This is a genomic window from Actinokineospora diospyrosa (genome assembly GCF_024171925.1).
GTDB lineage: Bacteria > Actinomycetota > Actinomycetes > Mycobacteriales > Pseudonocardiaceae > Actinokineospora > Actinokineospora diospyrosa.
Genome location: NZ_JAMTCO010000013.1, coordinates 230,090 through 243,657, shown reverse-complemented (window position 1 = coordinate 243,657; position 13,568 = coordinate 230,090). Strand labels below are relative to the sequence as shown.

Genomic DNA, 13,568 nt, shown 5'->3' with positions numbered 1-13,568 from the left:
ATGGGCATCCAAGACCTCATCGAGGGCAAGAAGCAGTGGCGAGCGCACATGGCACGAGTCAAGGCGCTCCCACCTGACTACCACATCGTCTACAAGGAAATGCAGAAGTACCTCTTCAAGGTCGGACCGGTCGACTTGCTCGACGGCCCCATACTCACCGGGATCGTCGACTTCTTCGAAGAGGGCGCCGCGGCAGGCAAGGGCGTCCTGCAACTCATCGGCCCCGACATAGCCACCTTCTGCGACGACCTGCTCAAGGACTCGCCCACCCACGCGGACATCTACCAGAGGTCCATCAACCAGAACGCCGACACCTAACACCTGTTGCCCGGGCACCCTGGAGTGACCGTGACCCCCACCGCTGAAGCCACTCGCCCAGACCGACTCGCAGACCGACTACTGGCCAGCTGTGGCCCTCCCAACCTCCGCAGTCCCGCGTCGGTCAGCGCGCGGAGACGGCTGCCACCTGCTTCCACTCCTCGAGGTCCGCAGGCGCCAACGCGGGATACCCCTGCTCACCTATCTGCCCACGAGACTCGGCACCGAGCGCGGTAGCGGCAGCCAAAGCCAGTGCCGCGTGGACCTGGGCCCGCGCGAGCGCCCCGTCCCGGGCAGCGGCATCCGTGTGATCGACATCGTTGGCCTCGCTCAAACAGCGCTCGGCGGCCAGGTAGTGCTCCGGTCCAGTCATACCCCGATGATCCCGCCCATCGACACTCACCGAAAGGGCCGTCTGCACCCGGACGGGCTACTGACCCCAAGGGGTTTGAGGCCTTGACGGCCAGCTCACTGGATGGATCCGCGAAGCCATCGAGCGTCTCGTGACCGAAAGGCCCTTGGCTTACCGTCGACGCTCGAAGCCGGGCCGAGCCGTCTGTCGGCGGCGCTCCACATCCACGGCGACAGCGGCCAGCGCACACAGTCCGGCCACGGCCAGCACCACGATCACCGTCACTGTGCCTGCGGACAACTCCGGCGGATCGCAGTCGGTCATCCCGGGCTGTATCCCACACGCCGAAAGGCTCCCCCAGGCCGACCCGCGTACTTCCGGAGCGGGCCCCAGCGCCTCCTCGGCTACGCGCAACACCAGCAGAGCGACGCCGAGCAGCGCCACCCCCACGATCGTCGTCAGCGCGAGCACCCAGCGCCGAATCATCCTCGCTCCTCACGCCAAGCATCAGTTCAGCCAAGTAGTGCACTCGGGCGACGGCAAGCCAGCGGGACGGCGCCATCGTGCTGAGCGGGGGACGGGGACGAGATGGTCAACCGCGCCAGGCTCGTGGCGGTTGCGAGCAGGTGAGCGGACGGACGCGGGCCCTGAACGGTGTCGACATCCAGGGATCGCGTCCGCCGGAGCGGCCGGGTCACCGACCGCCCACCGCATGTTCCCCTGACCGGGCCTGCGCCGCCAACGCGGGGTGGCTCAGGGCCACCGTGAGCAGGGTGGCGAGGAAGACCAGCACGTAGGCGTTGCCGAGCAGGAAGTGCAGCGGCCCGCCCGTGATCACCGGGGTGCCGACCAGCGGGTTGACCAGTGCCAGCACCGGCGGCGGGGTGGCGAGCAGGAACGGCACGGGCACGAGCCACACCCACTTGCGGGCAGCCAGCTCCCGCACCACGACCGCGATCAGCGGCACCAACCAGACCCAGTGATGCCCCCACGACCACGGCGAAACCGTCGCCCCCGCCATACCGACAACAGCCACCCCCAGGACGTGATCCGCCTTGGCCGCCACCACGAGCGCCGCCGCCACGACGACCACAGCCAGCCCGATCCACACCGCCGGACTCTCGACGCCCGCGCGCAACAACAGCCCCCGCAACGACTGGTTGTGCGACGAACCCGGCTCAGCGAAAACCCTCGTCGAGTCGGCGAAAGTGCCGCGCAACCAGTACGTGACCGAGTCAGCGGGCATCACCGCGAACCCCAACGCCACCGTCGCCGCACCGACGCAGGTCGCGATCAACGCGTCCCGAAACCGGCGCTGCACCAGCAAGAGCCCAACGAAGATGACCGGTGTCAACTTGATCCCGGCGGCCACTCCGGTCCCCCAGCGCGGGGCGAGCAACACCAGGGCCAGCAGGAGCAGGTTGACCTGGCCGAGGTTCAAGCTGGTGTGCACCGCCTCGGTCAGCACCGCCGCCGCAGTGACCAGCGGCCACAGCTTGCCCGCGCAACGGTGCGCGATCAACGCGAGCAACATCCCGTTGAGGAGCACGACAACAACCTGGGCGACCGGCAAGCTCAGCAGCGCCAGCGGGGTGAACACGATGGCGGAAAATGGCGGATAAGTGAACAGAAGACCATTGTTGACCGGCCCACCGTAGAGTTCCCGCCCACCCAGGAAAATTTCCGCACCACTGCGGTAAACGGCCAGGTCAACGGGATCAGCCATAGTGGCGATGACCAAGACCACGCAGGTCAGAACCACCGCGACCACGCCACAGAGAACAAGAAAGAACCGCACGGACTTCCCAACACGCGCCAGATCCCCAGAGCCCAGAGATCATCGCACGAATTCCCGGAACCGCTCAGTCCGATTCCCGCGAGCTGGAACACGCCCCCGGCCGGAGTCAGCAGGCATGGACTGGTGTTGGTCGTCGCTTCGCTGCTGCGGCTCGCAGGCCGGGTTGGGCGATGATCGAATCACCCGCTCTCGCTCGTGCGGTTCGGGATGCCGAAGGCCGGGGCGTGTTCGCGCAGGAAGTCGTCCAGTAGGCGTGGCGGGTGGCCGAGCAGGCGTGCCACGGTGTCGTTCGGGTGTTCCGGGTGGGTGGTGGCGAGCCGCTGGATCTCCAGGACGTGGTCGATGAGCCAGTTCGGCGCGCCGCGCAGGTCGGCTCGGAGTTGTTCCGGGGACACGGTCACGCATCGGGTGGGTCTGCCCGCGGCGGTGAGTCGGGCCGCGATGTCGGGGTAGGAGATCGCTTCTGGGCCGGTGAGCAGGTGGGTGCCGCCGGGGTTGTCGATCAGCGCGGCGACCGCCACCTCCGCCACGTCGCGCGCGTCGACCATGTTGAGCGGGGTGTCGCCGGTCGTGGCCGGGAAGCTGCCGGTGGCGCGGATGCGGCCCGCGTGGAACAGCAGGTTCTGGAAGAACGCGTACGGCCGCAGGAAGGTGTGCGCGATCCCCGTCGCGCGCACCGCGTCCTCGACGCGGTGGTGCAGGCGGGCGATCGCGACCGGTGAGTCGGCTGGTCCGGGCGCGGACAGCTTGACCAGGTGCTCGACGCGGGCCCGAGCCGTCTCGGCGACCACACCCAGTTCGACCTCCTCCTGCCGGGGCCCGTTGCCCATGGCCAGGAACACCCCGGAGACACCGGTCAGCACCGCGCGCAGCGCACCGGGGTCGGCCGCGTCGCCGATGACCTGTTCGACGCTCGGTGGAAGGTCGCTCGCGGCGCGGACCAGGGCCCGGGTCGGCAAGCCGCGGCCGTGCAGGGTGTGCAGAACGGCGCGGCCGGTGGTCCCGGTGCCGCCGATGACGAGGATCATGGCTTCTTCTTTCGGGTGCGTGCCGCCGTGATCGCGCCGCCCAACGCGGCGGACGGGGTGGCGTCGAGCAGGAGAGTGGACTCGGCGAGTCCGAAGTGGACCAGTGTCGTACTGGCCAGGAACGCCGCTCCCGCGCACAGCAGGGCCGCGACGAGGAGTCGGACCGAGCGGCGCCCGCCCCGCGGCGCGAACGTGACGGCGAGCGCGGCGAGGGCGGACGGGATGGCGATGGAGGTGAGCGAGGCCGCGGCCAGCCGGTCGTCGGCGATGACCAGCGCGCTCACGTAGCTCATGGCGGCGGGCATGACGTAGGCCGGGACGACGTTCGCCGCGATTGCCACAAGGGGTGCTCGGGGCACGGTGCACTCCTGGGGGTTGTTCTTCGTGGTGACGTCCCCAACGCTAGGAGTGTTGCTCGGTGTGCACTAGTGAGCAGATTCTGAACAGACTGTTCCCTCAGTGGCATAATGACGGAATGGAAGAACTGGGTGACGTGGCGGTCTTCGTCCGAGTCGTCGCGACGGGGAGCTTCTCCGCCGCAGCACGGGCACTGTGGATGCCCAAGTCCTCGGTGAGCCGCCGAGTGGCCCGCCTCGAGAACCGACTCGGTGTGCGGCTCCTGCACCGCACCACCCGATCACTCGCCCTCACCGAGGCCGGAAGCGCCTACCACGCAAGGGTTGCACCGGCCCTGGCCGAACTCGACTCCGCCGCGGGCGCGGCCGCGGACACCCGAGAAGTCCCTCGCGGCACCGTCCGCTTGGCCGCCCGTCCGGATGTCGGCGCCGAGGTCTTGCCGGAGTTGGTGGCGGCGTTCCTGGCCAGGTACCCGGAAGTGCGGGTCGAGGTAGCCCTCGCCGCGCCCGCGGACCTGGTGGAAGGCCGCTTCGACCTGGCTCTGCGCGCGGGCCCCGGCGGTCCCGGCGCCACCCGCCTGCAGAACACCCGCTTCCGCTTGTTCGCCTCACCGGTCTACCTGGCCCGCAGGGGAACCCCCCAACGCCCCGCCGACCTCCCCACCCACCACTGCCTCCCGTTCGGCGACGCGACCCACTGGCACCTGCGATCACCCCAGGGCGAGGTTTCGGTAGCCATCGCAGGCCCGTTGACCAGCGACGACCTCACCTTCGTCCGCCGCGCGGCGGTGGCCGGGGTCGGCATCGCCCTGCTCCCCCACCCCGCCGCCGCCCCGTCGGTCCGAGCGGGCCTGCTGACTCCGGTCCTGCCCGACCACCACACCGAAGGCCAACCCCTGCACCTGGTCGTCCCCTCGGACCGCCACCTACCACTGCGGGTGACGGTGCTGCGCGACTTCCTGGTGGCCAACTTCCCCAAATAGCCCGCGACTAGGCGCTGTCCTGTGAGTCTGGTGCGTCGGATCGGTGATCCGCGTGGCTGCTGGGCGCGCGGGCGGGAAGCCGCACGTACCGGGTCGTACTTGGGCATTTCCGGCCGTGCGGTCAGGGGCCGCGCGGGCGCAGATAGCGCGTACCTGACTTGCGGTACAGCGCCTAGTGGCTCGACTCAGGGCGTTGGCCGTACGTCGGCGGGTCCACGGCGTGGCGGGCAAGGTGCCGAGGTCCTCGCACTGGGTGTTCGGGCGTTTCGGCAACCCCGAGGGACGGGTGCGGGTCGGTGATCTCGCATGGATGGCTGCCCCTGCGAGCAGCCGTGGGCGCAGTTCCTGTGCGGTTACCACGACCTGGACCTGCGCGACGCCACCGGCCTGGGTCATGGCCGGACCATCGCGCACCACGCACACCCCGACACCGTCGCGCGCTGGGTACCGAGGCTGCTGGCGGGCGACCTGGCGGGAATCGCGATCACCGAACCGCACGGCGGCTCCCGAGTCACGCGGACCCGCACGCGGGCTGTTCGCGGCCCACGCGGGCAACTGCTGGTCCCCGGCCGCAAGTGTTGGATCAGCAGGCTCACCGAGGCCGCGGTGTTCACCGTGCTCTTCCGTGCCCCGGCTGGCCACCTGGCGGCCGCCGTGATCGACACCGCCGTCGCGACCCTCACCTCTCGAGATCTCCCCCGGTTGCGCGATACCGCCCTGGTCACCCTCGGCACCGCCCACACCCGCATCACCACCGCCCTGCTCGGTTGCGCTGTGGCGGCCCACCACGCCCACCACGGTGATCCGCACGCCGAGCTGTGGAGCGCGGCCACCAAGGCCCACGGCGTCGACACAGCCCACCAAGTCGTGGCCGACCTCGCGCCCCTGGCGGGCGCCGCCGGATACCGGATCGACTCCCCCATAGCCAAGGCCGCCGCTGACCTCGCCGGATACCGGCTCGCCGACGGCGTCCACGACAGCCTCAACCGCACAGCGGGCAAGCACCACACCCACACGCGAGCGCCCATCCCCCACCCGGAAACCGCGCTCGACGGCGCGGCCTGATCCCGCGGAGAGGTCTATGCGCCGCAGTTCACCTGGACGCCGTGCGCGCACAACACCGTCGCACCAGTCCGCACGGCGTCCAGGGCCGCGGCCACCCGCCCGGCCAACACCGGCTTCACCCACGACCGCGCCTCATCCACCGCCATGAACCGAATGGACCGGATCTCCCCGACCGCCAGGTCCACGCCCGCGAGATCGGTCTCTTCCAGTACCCCGCCGTCGAACAAGAACGCCATCCCTTCGGGGCGGTCGTGGTGGGCGTGCACGTGGTCGACCACCAGCAGACGCCCCACCCGATCGGCCGACAGCCCCAACTCCTCCCCCAACTCCCGACCAGCCGCCTCCCACGGAGACTCGCCGGACTCCACCACCCCGCCCGGAACCTCCCAGTTCGGCTTGTAGGTCGGCTCCACCCACAACACCCGGTCGTCACGATCACGGAACACCACACCTGCGGCCATCCGCTTACGCGGCAACGATTTCACGTATTCGGACACAGGCATCACCGACACAGACGACGAATCAGCAGTCATCCCCGCAACCTAGACCGCACGACACAACCACTCACGATCACCCGTCCGTGCACATGGCCCGCCACGGGCCGTGACATTGTTGGAGCGATCGAGGCACGATCACCCTCGACCAGGAAGGTGTCAGAGCAAACCGCCCTACCGGGACGACGGGCAGCCCGTCTCCCGCGGCGGGCGCGCACCGAGCACCTGCCTACCGCGACCGCACTGCGCGCGTAAGGATTCTCCCCCAATGGACTGACACCGGCGACCTGGGTGTCGGCCTGCCCTGCTACCAGCTTTGGGCGCCGACCTCGACCTCTGCAGGCGTGCTACGAACCACGCCCGTCCCAGGCCGGGCAGGCTCGATCGGCACCGGGAGGCCGCGTCGCGCGGCGCTCGTCTGTGCGCTGTGGACCCGACAGTGCCGACTCTGTTCGGCGGGTCCCCCTCGGTCTCGCTCAGCGCGCCAGTTTGCATCGGCGGGCAGGTTGCGCTCAGCAGCACACCAGGTGCCGGCCGTCCTTGGTCGGGGCGGCGTGGATGGGTGGGCTGTCGGTCATGGGGCCTGCACGCTGGTTGCCAGGCGGAAGCCGACGGGGTAGAGGGGGCCGGGGAAGGCGCCGTGGCGGCGGCGGGTTCGGGTTAGGTCGCCGAAGCGGGAGAAGCTGCCGCCGCGGGCTACTCGGTATTCGGTCATGGTTTGGACCAGGTGGTCGGCTACGTAGGGGCCGCCGGGGTAGGGGGTGTAGGTGTCGGCCACGTATTCCTCGACGTTGCCTGCCATGTCGAGGATGCCGAACGGGGAGCGGCCGGTGGGGAACGCGCCGACGGGGGTTGTGGTGTGGATTCCTGTTTCCCGGGTGTTGGCTGCTGAGGGGTCGAACTTGTTGCCCCAGGGGAACTCCAGGCCCTCGGGGCCTGCGGCCGCGTACTCCCACTCGGCTTCGGTCGGCAAGCGCCAGGGGTGGCCGGTGCGGGCGGTGAGCCAGTGCGCGTAGGCGTCCGCGTCCTCGGCGCCTACCCCGCAGACCGGGTGGTTGGCCCGGTCCGCGGGGTAGGCGCCCAGGTACCACGTCGTCGGGCGGGTCGGATAGTCAGTAGCAGCCAGGAAATCGCGGTACTCGCCGTTGGTGACCGGGTAGGTGGCCAGCCAGAACTCCGCGAGCAAAACCGAGTGCGGCGGGGATTCCTTGCGGATCCAATCCGCCTCAACCCCGACGTGCGCCCACTGCGCCACCACACCATCCACATCAGACTCTTCGAGACCGATGCGGGCGCGGGCGGCCGGAATCCGGCAGGTGCGCGGTACCAGGCCTACCCTCGGGTCACCCAGTACCGCGAGCACCGTGCCCACCGCGAGGCGAGTCGCCTGCGGTACCCCGGGATCCTCGACCAATGCGGCCAGCTCCACCGGGTCGAGCGGCAAAACCCCTACCAGGTCAACGACTTCTCGCTCCGCCAGTGCCGCGTGTTCGCGGAAGTGCGGTGAGGCGGCCACCTCGTCCAGGCGCATGCGGTCACACCCCCGGCGCGATGGTCAGCGCGTGGTGGGCCGCTTCGGCCTTCGCGCGCAGGTACGCGGCGTTGTCCGGGGTGAGGTGCACCCTGGTCGGGATCACCTCGACGATCTCGACGCCGAACCCGCGCAGTTGGCCGACCTTGTCCGGGTTGTTGGTGAGCAGCCGGATCCTGCGCACCCCCAGCGTGGTGAGGATCTCGGCGGCGACCTGGTAGTCCCGCTCATCCTCCCCCCGGCCGAGCAGCCGGTTGGCCTCGAACGTGTCGGTGCCCCGGTCCTGCAGGACGTAGGCGTCGATCTTGTTGTACAGACCGATCCCCCGCCCCTCCTGACGCAGGTACAGCAGCACCCCGCCGTGCTCGGCCAGCCGGGCGATCGACTCCTCTAACTGCGGACCGCAGTCGCAGCGGGCGGAGCCGAAGATGTCGCCGGTGAAGCACTCGCTGTGCACGCGCACCAGCGGGACCTCGCTCGGTCCGGCGAAGCGCAGTGCGACGTGCTCGCGCTGGTCGGCCAGGCCGGTGAAGGTGCTCAGCTCGACGACGTGCCCGCCGAAGCGGTCGAGGGCGACCTCCACTTGAGACCGAACAGTCACCGCTCCCAGGGCGGTCACGCGCTCACCGCCCCGGCCCGGTCCGCGGCCAGCTCGTCCACGTGGAACCGATCGCGCACGACCGGGTCGCCGCGTTCGTCCAGTCCCACCAACAGGATCGTGCCGTCCCAACTGGCCACGGCCACGGTCTCGGCGTCCACCGCGCACACGCACGACACGGCCTGGTCGAACTCGGCGAGCACCCGGCCGGACACCAGCGGGGCCGCGTCGGCGGACCAGTCGACGGTCCAGGCGTACAGGGCGAAGTCGTAGGACCCGGCCAGCACCACAGGCGCGGCGGGTGTGCCGAGCACGCCGACGCACTTGGCCGACTCGTCGGGCCCCAGCAAGGTCCGGACCTGCAACACCGAGCCGTCTGCGGCAAGCCTGCCGACCTTGACCGTGTGGTCCCGCGACGCGCTCACCACCACTTCCTCACCCAGCACGGCGACGGCGTTGACCAGGTTCCCGTGCTCCCAGAGCACCGTGCGGTCCGCGCCTGCGCCGAGCTGCACCGTGCGGTCGGTGGCAGCCGAGGCGTAACCAGTCGCGGTCGCGGCCAACGACTTCACCGAGCCACCGTGCGGCTGGTACTCCTCGAGCACCGCCAGCGTCTCCGGGTGCAGTTCGATCACGGTCCCGTTGTAGGTCCCCGCAATGACCCTGCCGCCCGCAAGGCACAGCGACGGGACGGGCGCCCCCAATTGTCCACTATCGACAGTCGCGTCAGGACCAAGACGCACAACCCGCCCGGCATAGGACGCGGCGTACACCACATCCTCGGCCGCGGCCAGAGACAGGATCGGTCCGGCCATCGCCTCGGTCGTGGTGCTCGCGCCGGTCGCCAGATCCACGCTGAGCACGGCGCCGGAGTCACAGCCGATGTGCAGTGTGCCCGCCGCGACGGCCATCGCGTTCGGGCCGTGGTTGGCCGTGGTCGGACCGGACAGCGGGGCGTAGGAGGCAAGGTCGAACAGGTGCGGCCGGTCGCGGAAGCTGCCCGCGGCCACCACCGAGCCCGCGACGGCGACCGAGCGCGGCCACAGCCGCTCGTCGACGACCCGGTGCCGCAACTCCCCCGCGGCGGAGAACCAGCACACGGATCCGTCGTAGGAGCCGACCACCAGCGTCTGGTCGTCGGCGGACCAGGCCACCGTGCGCGCCGCCGAGGTGGACGCCTCGATCGTGCGCACCGGTTCCAGGTCCGCCGACAGCAGCACGACCTTCCCGTCGTCGAGCGCGACCGCCAGGGTGTCGCCCGCGTGCGACCAGGCGCAGCCCTCGATGGAGCTGTCGTAGTGCCGCACGGCTGGGGCCGCGGTGCCGTCCGGGTCGGTCACGATGATCATGCCGTCCTCGCCGACCGTGGCGACCAGACCGGCGGCGTTGACCGAGACCATCATGCAGTGCGCCGAGTGCGCGCCGACCTCGGCGAGGAAACGCCCGCTCGCGGTGTCCCACAACGAGGCCCGGCCGTCCTCGGACACGCACGCGATCCGGACGCCGTCGGGCAACCAGGCCAGCGAGTTGATGTCGTCGGTGTGCCGGGCGAGCACGGCCTCCAGGTGCACCTCGCCCTCGTCGGTCACCCGCCACACGCCCACGGTCTTGTCCGCCGACGCGGTCGCCAGCAGGTCGGGCCTGCTCGGGTGCCAGGTCGAGGAGTTGACCAGCCTGCGGTGCCGCAGCCGGGCCAGCGGGCGCGGTGCCGCCGGGTCGGCGATGTCCCAGATCAGCGCGGTGCCGTCGTAGGAGCAGGTGGCCAACCGGCGGCCGTCCGGGCGGGCGGCGACGTGGGTGATGGGGGCGGCGTGCCCGTGCGGGGGCACCCGGAGGTCGATCGTGCGCATGGGCACTTCCATTCTGGTCAGTGCGGGGTGGACTCACCCGCGGCCTTGTCGGCTGGCGCGCGCCCGGGCCGCAGACCGGGCAACGCCAGCAGGGAGAGCGCGGCGACCAGACCGAGGAACACCAGGACGGCCTGGGCGCCCAGGGTCTGCTGGACGAGCGGGATGAGCAGCGGCGCCGCCAGCGTGGGGACACCGCTGATCAGGTTGAACAGGCCCTCGGCGCGGCCGATCACGGTCGCGGGCAGGTACTTGACCATGATCATCGCGGTGACCGCGGTCATCGCCGAGCGCAGCGTGAAGAACACGACCATCACCGCGATGAGCACCGGTGTGGCCGGGATCGTCATCGCGAACAGCGCACCGGTCATCACGAACGCGCACGCGGCGAGCACCCGGTCGGGCCGGGTCTTCGCGCGGGCGGCGATGTAGAGGCTGCCGACGAGCGCGCCGATGTTGAACGCCGCCTGCGCCACGCCGACGGTCTGCGCCGGTACCTGCGCGTGGTCGCGCAGGTACCACACCAGGAACGCCAGCACCCCGATCCCGCTGGCGAACTGCAGCGGCAGCGACATCATCTCCAGCCGGAACACCTGCGGCGTGCCGCGCACGATCCGCCAGCCCTCGACGATGTCGCGGGTGAGCCCGGGGCGCGGGCCGTCGACGCGCTCGACCCGGGGCGGGTGCACCCCGATCAGCCAGACCACGATCGGGGCGAGGAAGGTCGCGGTGTTGAACCAGAGCAGGCCCAGGTAGCCCACCCACCCCAGGCCCGCGGCGACCAGCAGCGGGCCGACCACGTTGGAGGTGACGAACAGGCTGCTCAGCACCGCCCGCGACCGGGCCGCGTTGTCCGGGAACATGTGCGGCACCGCGGTGATCCAGCCCGTCCGGTACAGCTCACCGCCCAACTGCACGAAGGCCACCAGGGTGAACAGCAGCCACATCGGCAGCCGGTCCGCCCCCGCCGCAAGGTTCAGCGCCACCGCCGCGGTCAACTGCACCAGCAGACCGGGCACGACCAGCAGCCGGGCGCCGAACCGGTCGGCGGCCGCGCCGAGCCACGGACCCAGCAGCAGCATCAGCGGGCCCAGCGCGGCCACCAGCGACATCGTCGCCAACGACCCGGTCAACTCGTAGACGTAGAGCGGCAACGCGACCTTGTAGGCACCCTCACCGAGGTTGTTGAGGAAGTTGCCGGTCGCGAAGATGACGAACCGGCGGTCCCGCCACGGTGGGAACTCCTCGGGGGGCGGATTTTTGCTCATGATCGAGATACTTACCAGTCGCGTTGGGCGAGGGCGAACGCGGCTTGCCTGCGCGGCAGCCAGCGGTCCTCCACCTTCGCCAGCACGCCCCCGGGGCCGCCGGGCTTGACGAACCGGTACAGCGACAGGATCCCGGAGCGGGCCCCGACGAGCAGGTGCGGCGCGCCGTGCTGGTCGCGCACGGCGGCGAGCGCCTTCGGGTAGTCCGGCAGCTCCTCGACGAACCCGACCAGCTCGCCGTCGTCGTAGCCGTAGGTCGCCACCTGCATGCCGTAGGAGCTGACGCTGACCAGTCCGTCGACCAGCACCGCGTTCTCGTTGGTGTTGGACAGCAGTTCGGTCCACCGCCGGGTGACGCCGGTGCCGATCTCGATCTCCTTGAGCCCGCCGTCGCCGACCACGTAGAGCAGCTCGCCGCTGGTCCACATCCGCTTGGGGTACTCCCCCTGGTCGAGCCGCCAGCCGGGGGTGCCGTCGGCCTCGAGCACGACGATCACGCCGTTGCGGGTGCCCAGCACGGCCCGCCCGTCGGGCAGGTAGGCCGACACCCAGACCGGCAGCCCGTCGACCTGGTGCACGGTCGTGACCGCGCCGGTGTCGGCGTCGAGTTCGAAGGCGCCCTCGTTGCCCGCGACCAGCAGGCGGGTGAAGTCCGGTGCCGCGGCGACGGTGTGCAGCAGGCCGGGTAGGCCGGTGTTCCACCGCTGGGTGCCGTCGCGGCCGGCGCGCAGCACCCGGCCGTCGCGGGTGACGCCGACGAAGCCGCCGGGCACCGGTGCCACCCGGCGGGTGAAGCCGTGCCCGGTGACGTGGTCGGCCAGCACCCGCAGGGTCGGTCCGCTCGCGGCGGGCACGACCTGGGCGACCGCGACGCCGGAGTCCGAGGCCAGGTACAGCACGCCGTCGTCCTCGACCGCGTGCTGGATGTCCCACACCGCCTGCCTGCGGAAACCGAGCCTGCCCAGCTGCGCGCCCTCGGCGTCGAGCTTGACGACCTCGCCGTCCTGGCAGAGCACGTAGAGGTCGCCCCGGTCGTCGATGGTGAGGTCGCTGAGCTGGTGCGGGAAGCCGCTGATCGTGCGCACGATGCGCAGCGCGCGGTCGGTGTTGTCGTAGATGTGCAGTTCGCCGTCGAAGCCGCCAGCGTAGGCGCGGCGGTAGTCCTTGGCGAAGTGGATGAACTCGACGTCATCGCGGGCGAAAAGCGATTCACCTTCCTTGACGCCGTCCAGGGATACGACGATCACGCCGTTGGCGACGTCGGCGGTTTCTCCTTCACCGAAGTCCTGGGTGCACCAGAACCGGTCGTGGAGTTTGTCGTAAACCACTCGGTGGATATTTCCGTCGTCGATTTTGACGTGTTTGGGGAACGACATCGTTTCGAAGTCGCCGAACCAGAGCCCGCCGTTCTTGTCGGACACGACGTGCACTTTCCCGCTGTCTGTGCTGACCCATTCCATCACCGCGTCGCCGCAGATGTTGGGGCGGATCTCCAGCACGTCGAAGGTCTCCAGGTCGAGCACGAGCATCTGGTTGTGGTAGCCGCTGGTGACGTAGACCCGGCCCGCCCACACCGCGATCCCGCGGGAGCTGACCGGGGAGGGCTCCTCCCCGTCGAGCAGGCTCGAGCGGTCGCACACGGTGACCGGGTCGACCCGGTTGAGCAGGTCGAACGTGGCCAGCGACCAGCGGTACACCGCCCCCATCCGGTCTTTGCCGATCACCCAGTCACCGGCGACGGTGAGGCCGTAGAGCGGCCTGCCCGCCCGGACCCTGGCCGAGGAGCGCACCAGGCGCAGCTCGTCGTCGAACAGGTGGATGCGACCGAAGGTGTCGGCGGCGATCAGCCCGACATCGGGCACCCAGACGATTCTGATCAAGCGATCTGTCACGGTCATCGACGAACCCCCAGTTCAGACAGAAAGAGACC

General features: G+C 70.2%; 14 protein-coding genes. 3 read left to right on the top strand and 11 right to left on the bottom strand.

The annotated features are described in order from the left end of the window. Complete coding sequence (locus LV75_RS25995) at window positions 1-318, top strand: DUF1048 domain-containing protein (protein WP_253889640.1); 318 nt, start codon at window positions 1-3, stop codon at window positions 316-318. A gap of 124 nt (window positions 319-442) precedes the next feature. On the opposite strand, the gene LV75_RS25990 is transcribed toward LV75_RS25995, so the two are convergent. The 5 genes from LV75_RS25990 to LV75_RS25970 all read right to left on the bottom strand — a co-directional run bounded on the left by LV75_RS25990 (window position 443) and on the right by LV75_RS25970 (window position 3,855). Beyond that, window positions 443-691 (bottom strand): hypothetical protein, encoded by a 249-nt coding sequence (locus tag LV75_RS25990; RefSeq protein ID WP_253889639.1) that lies wholly within the window; start codon window positions 689-691, stop codon window positions 443-445. A gap of 150 nt (window positions 692-841) precedes the next feature. Beyond that, a complete protein-coding gene (locus LV75_RS25985) occupies window positions 842-1,156 on the bottom strand; it encodes a hypothetical protein (RefSeq protein WP_253889638.1) in 315 nt (104 codons plus the stop codon). A gap of 208 nt (window positions 1,157-1,364) precedes the next feature. Beyond that, window positions 1,365-2,441, bottom strand: a complete 1,077-nt coding sequence (locus LV75_RS25980; RefSeq protein ID WP_253889637.1) for a glycosyltransferase 87 family protein — start codon at window positions 2,439-2,441, stop codon at window positions 1,365-1,367. A 206-nt stretch (window positions 2,442-2,647) separates the two neighbouring features. Next, window positions 2,648-3,496 (bottom strand): NAD(P)H-binding protein, encoded by an 849-nt coding sequence (locus LV75_RS25975; RefSeq protein ID WP_253889636.1) that lies wholly within the window; start codon window positions 3,494-3,496, stop codon window positions 2,648-2,650. Beyond that, entirely contained in the window at window positions 3,493-3,855 is a 363-nt protein-coding gene (locus LV75_RS25970) for a hypothetical protein (RefSeq protein WP_253889635.1), read from the bottom strand. Before LV75_RS25970 ends, LV75_RS25975 begins: the two co-directional genes overlap by 4 nt. Window positions 3,856-3,971: 116 nt before the next feature. Here LV75_RS25970 and LV75_RS25965 point away from each other — a divergent pair, with 116 nt between their 5' ends. Together LV75_RS25965 and LV75_RS25960 are read left to right on the top strand one after the other, a co-directional pair. Beyond that, on the top strand, window positions 3,972-4,835 hold the full coding sequence (locus LV75_RS25965) for a LysR family transcriptional regulator (protein ID WP_253889634.1): 864 nt from the start codon (window positions 3,972-3,974) through the stop codon (window positions 4,833-4,835). A 306-nt stretch (window positions 4,836-5,141) separates the two neighbouring features. Beyond that, window positions 5,142-5,900: an acyl-CoA dehydrogenase family protein gene (locus LV75_RS25960; RefSeq protein ID WP_253889633.1), complete on the top strand. Its 759-nt coding sequence runs from the start codon at window positions 5,142-5,144 to the stop codon at window positions 5,898-5,900. A 14-nt stretch (window positions 5,901-5,914) separates the two neighbouring features. Here LV75_RS25960 and LV75_RS25955 read toward each other — a convergent pair whose 3' ends face one another. From LV75_RS25955 to LV75_RS25930, 6 genes are all read right to left on the bottom strand, one after another. Then, complete coding sequence (locus tag LV75_RS25955; RefSeq protein WP_253889632.1) at window positions 5,915-6,433, bottom strand: NUDIX domain-containing protein; 519 nt, start codon at window positions 6,431-6,433, stop codon at window positions 5,915-5,917. A 535-nt stretch (window positions 6,434-6,968) separates the two neighbouring features. Next, complete coding sequence (locus tag LV75_RS25950; RefSeq protein ID WP_253889631.1) at window positions 6,969-7,925, bottom strand: formylglycine-generating enzyme family protein; 957 nt, start codon at window positions 7,923-7,925, stop codon at window positions 6,969-6,971. A gap of 4 nt (window positions 7,926-7,929) precedes the next feature. After that, window positions 7,930-8,544, bottom strand: coding sequence for a GTP cyclohydrolase II (locus LV75_RS25945; RefSeq protein ID WP_253889630.1), 615 nt, complete (start codon window positions 8,542-8,544; stop codon window positions 7,930-7,932). Then, window positions 8,541-10,373 (bottom strand): WD40 repeat domain-containing protein, encoded by a 1,833-nt coding sequence (locus LV75_RS25940; RefSeq protein WP_253889629.1) that lies wholly within the window; start codon window positions 10,371-10,373, stop codon window positions 8,541-8,543. Before LV75_RS25940 ends, LV75_RS25945 begins: the two co-directional genes overlap by 4 nt. Window positions 10,374-10,390: 17 nt before the next feature. Next, window positions 10,391-11,638, bottom strand: coding sequence for an MFS transporter (locus LV75_RS25935; RefSeq protein WP_253889628.1), 1,248 nt, complete (start codon window positions 11,636-11,638; stop codon window positions 10,391-10,393). An 11-nt stretch (window positions 11,639-11,649) separates the two neighbouring features. Then, complete coding sequence (locus LV75_RS25930; RefSeq protein ID WP_253889627.1) at window positions 11,650-13,536, bottom strand: PQQ-binding-like beta-propeller repeat protein; 1,887 nt, start codon at window positions 13,534-13,536, stop codon at window positions 11,650-11,652. Window positions 13,537-13,568 lie beyond the last annotated feature (32 nt).

Coding starts and splice junctions, on each gene's coding strand:
- LV75_RS25995 (WP_253889640.1), top strand. CDS start 1: ATGGGCATCCAAGACCTCATCGAGGGCAAGAAGCAGTGGCGAGCGCAC.
- LV75_RS25990 (WP_253889639.1), bottom strand. CDS start 691: ATGACTGGACCGGAGCACTACCTGGCCGCCGAGCGCTGTTTGAGCGAG.
- LV75_RS25940 (WP_253889629.1), bottom strand. CDS start 10,373: ATGCGCACGATCGACCTCCGGGTGCCCCCGCACGGGCACGCCGCCCCC.
- LV75_RS25955 (WP_253889632.1), bottom strand. CDS start 6,433: ATGACTGCTGATTCGTCGTCTGTGTCGGTGATGCCTGTGTCCGAATAC.
- LV75_RS25935 (WP_253889628.1), bottom strand. CDS start 11,638: ATGAGCAAAAATCCGCCCCCCGAGGAGTTCCCACCGTGGCGGGACCGC.
- LV75_RS25950 (WP_253889631.1), bottom strand. CDS start 7,925: ATGCGCCTGGACGAGGTGGCCGCCTCACCGCACTTCCGCGAACACGCG.
- LV75_RS25960 (WP_253889633.1), top strand. CDS start 5,142: ATGGATGGCTGCCCCTGCGAGCAGCCGTGGGCGCAGTTCCTGTGCGGT.
- LV75_RS25985 (WP_253889638.1), bottom strand. CDS start 1,156: ATGATTCGGCGCTGGGTGCTCGCGCTGACGACGATCGTGGGGGTGGCG.
- LV75_RS25965 (WP_253889634.1), top strand. CDS start 3,972: ATGGAAGAACTGGGTGACGTGGCGGTCTTCGTCCGAGTCGTCGCGACG.
- LV75_RS25930 (WP_253889627.1), bottom strand. CDS start 13,536: ATGACCGTGACAGATCGCTTGATCAGAATCGTCTGGGTGCCCGATGTC.
- LV75_RS25975 (WP_253889636.1), bottom strand. CDS start 3,496: ATGATCCTCGTCATCGGCGGCACCGGGACCACCGGCCGCGCCGTTCTG.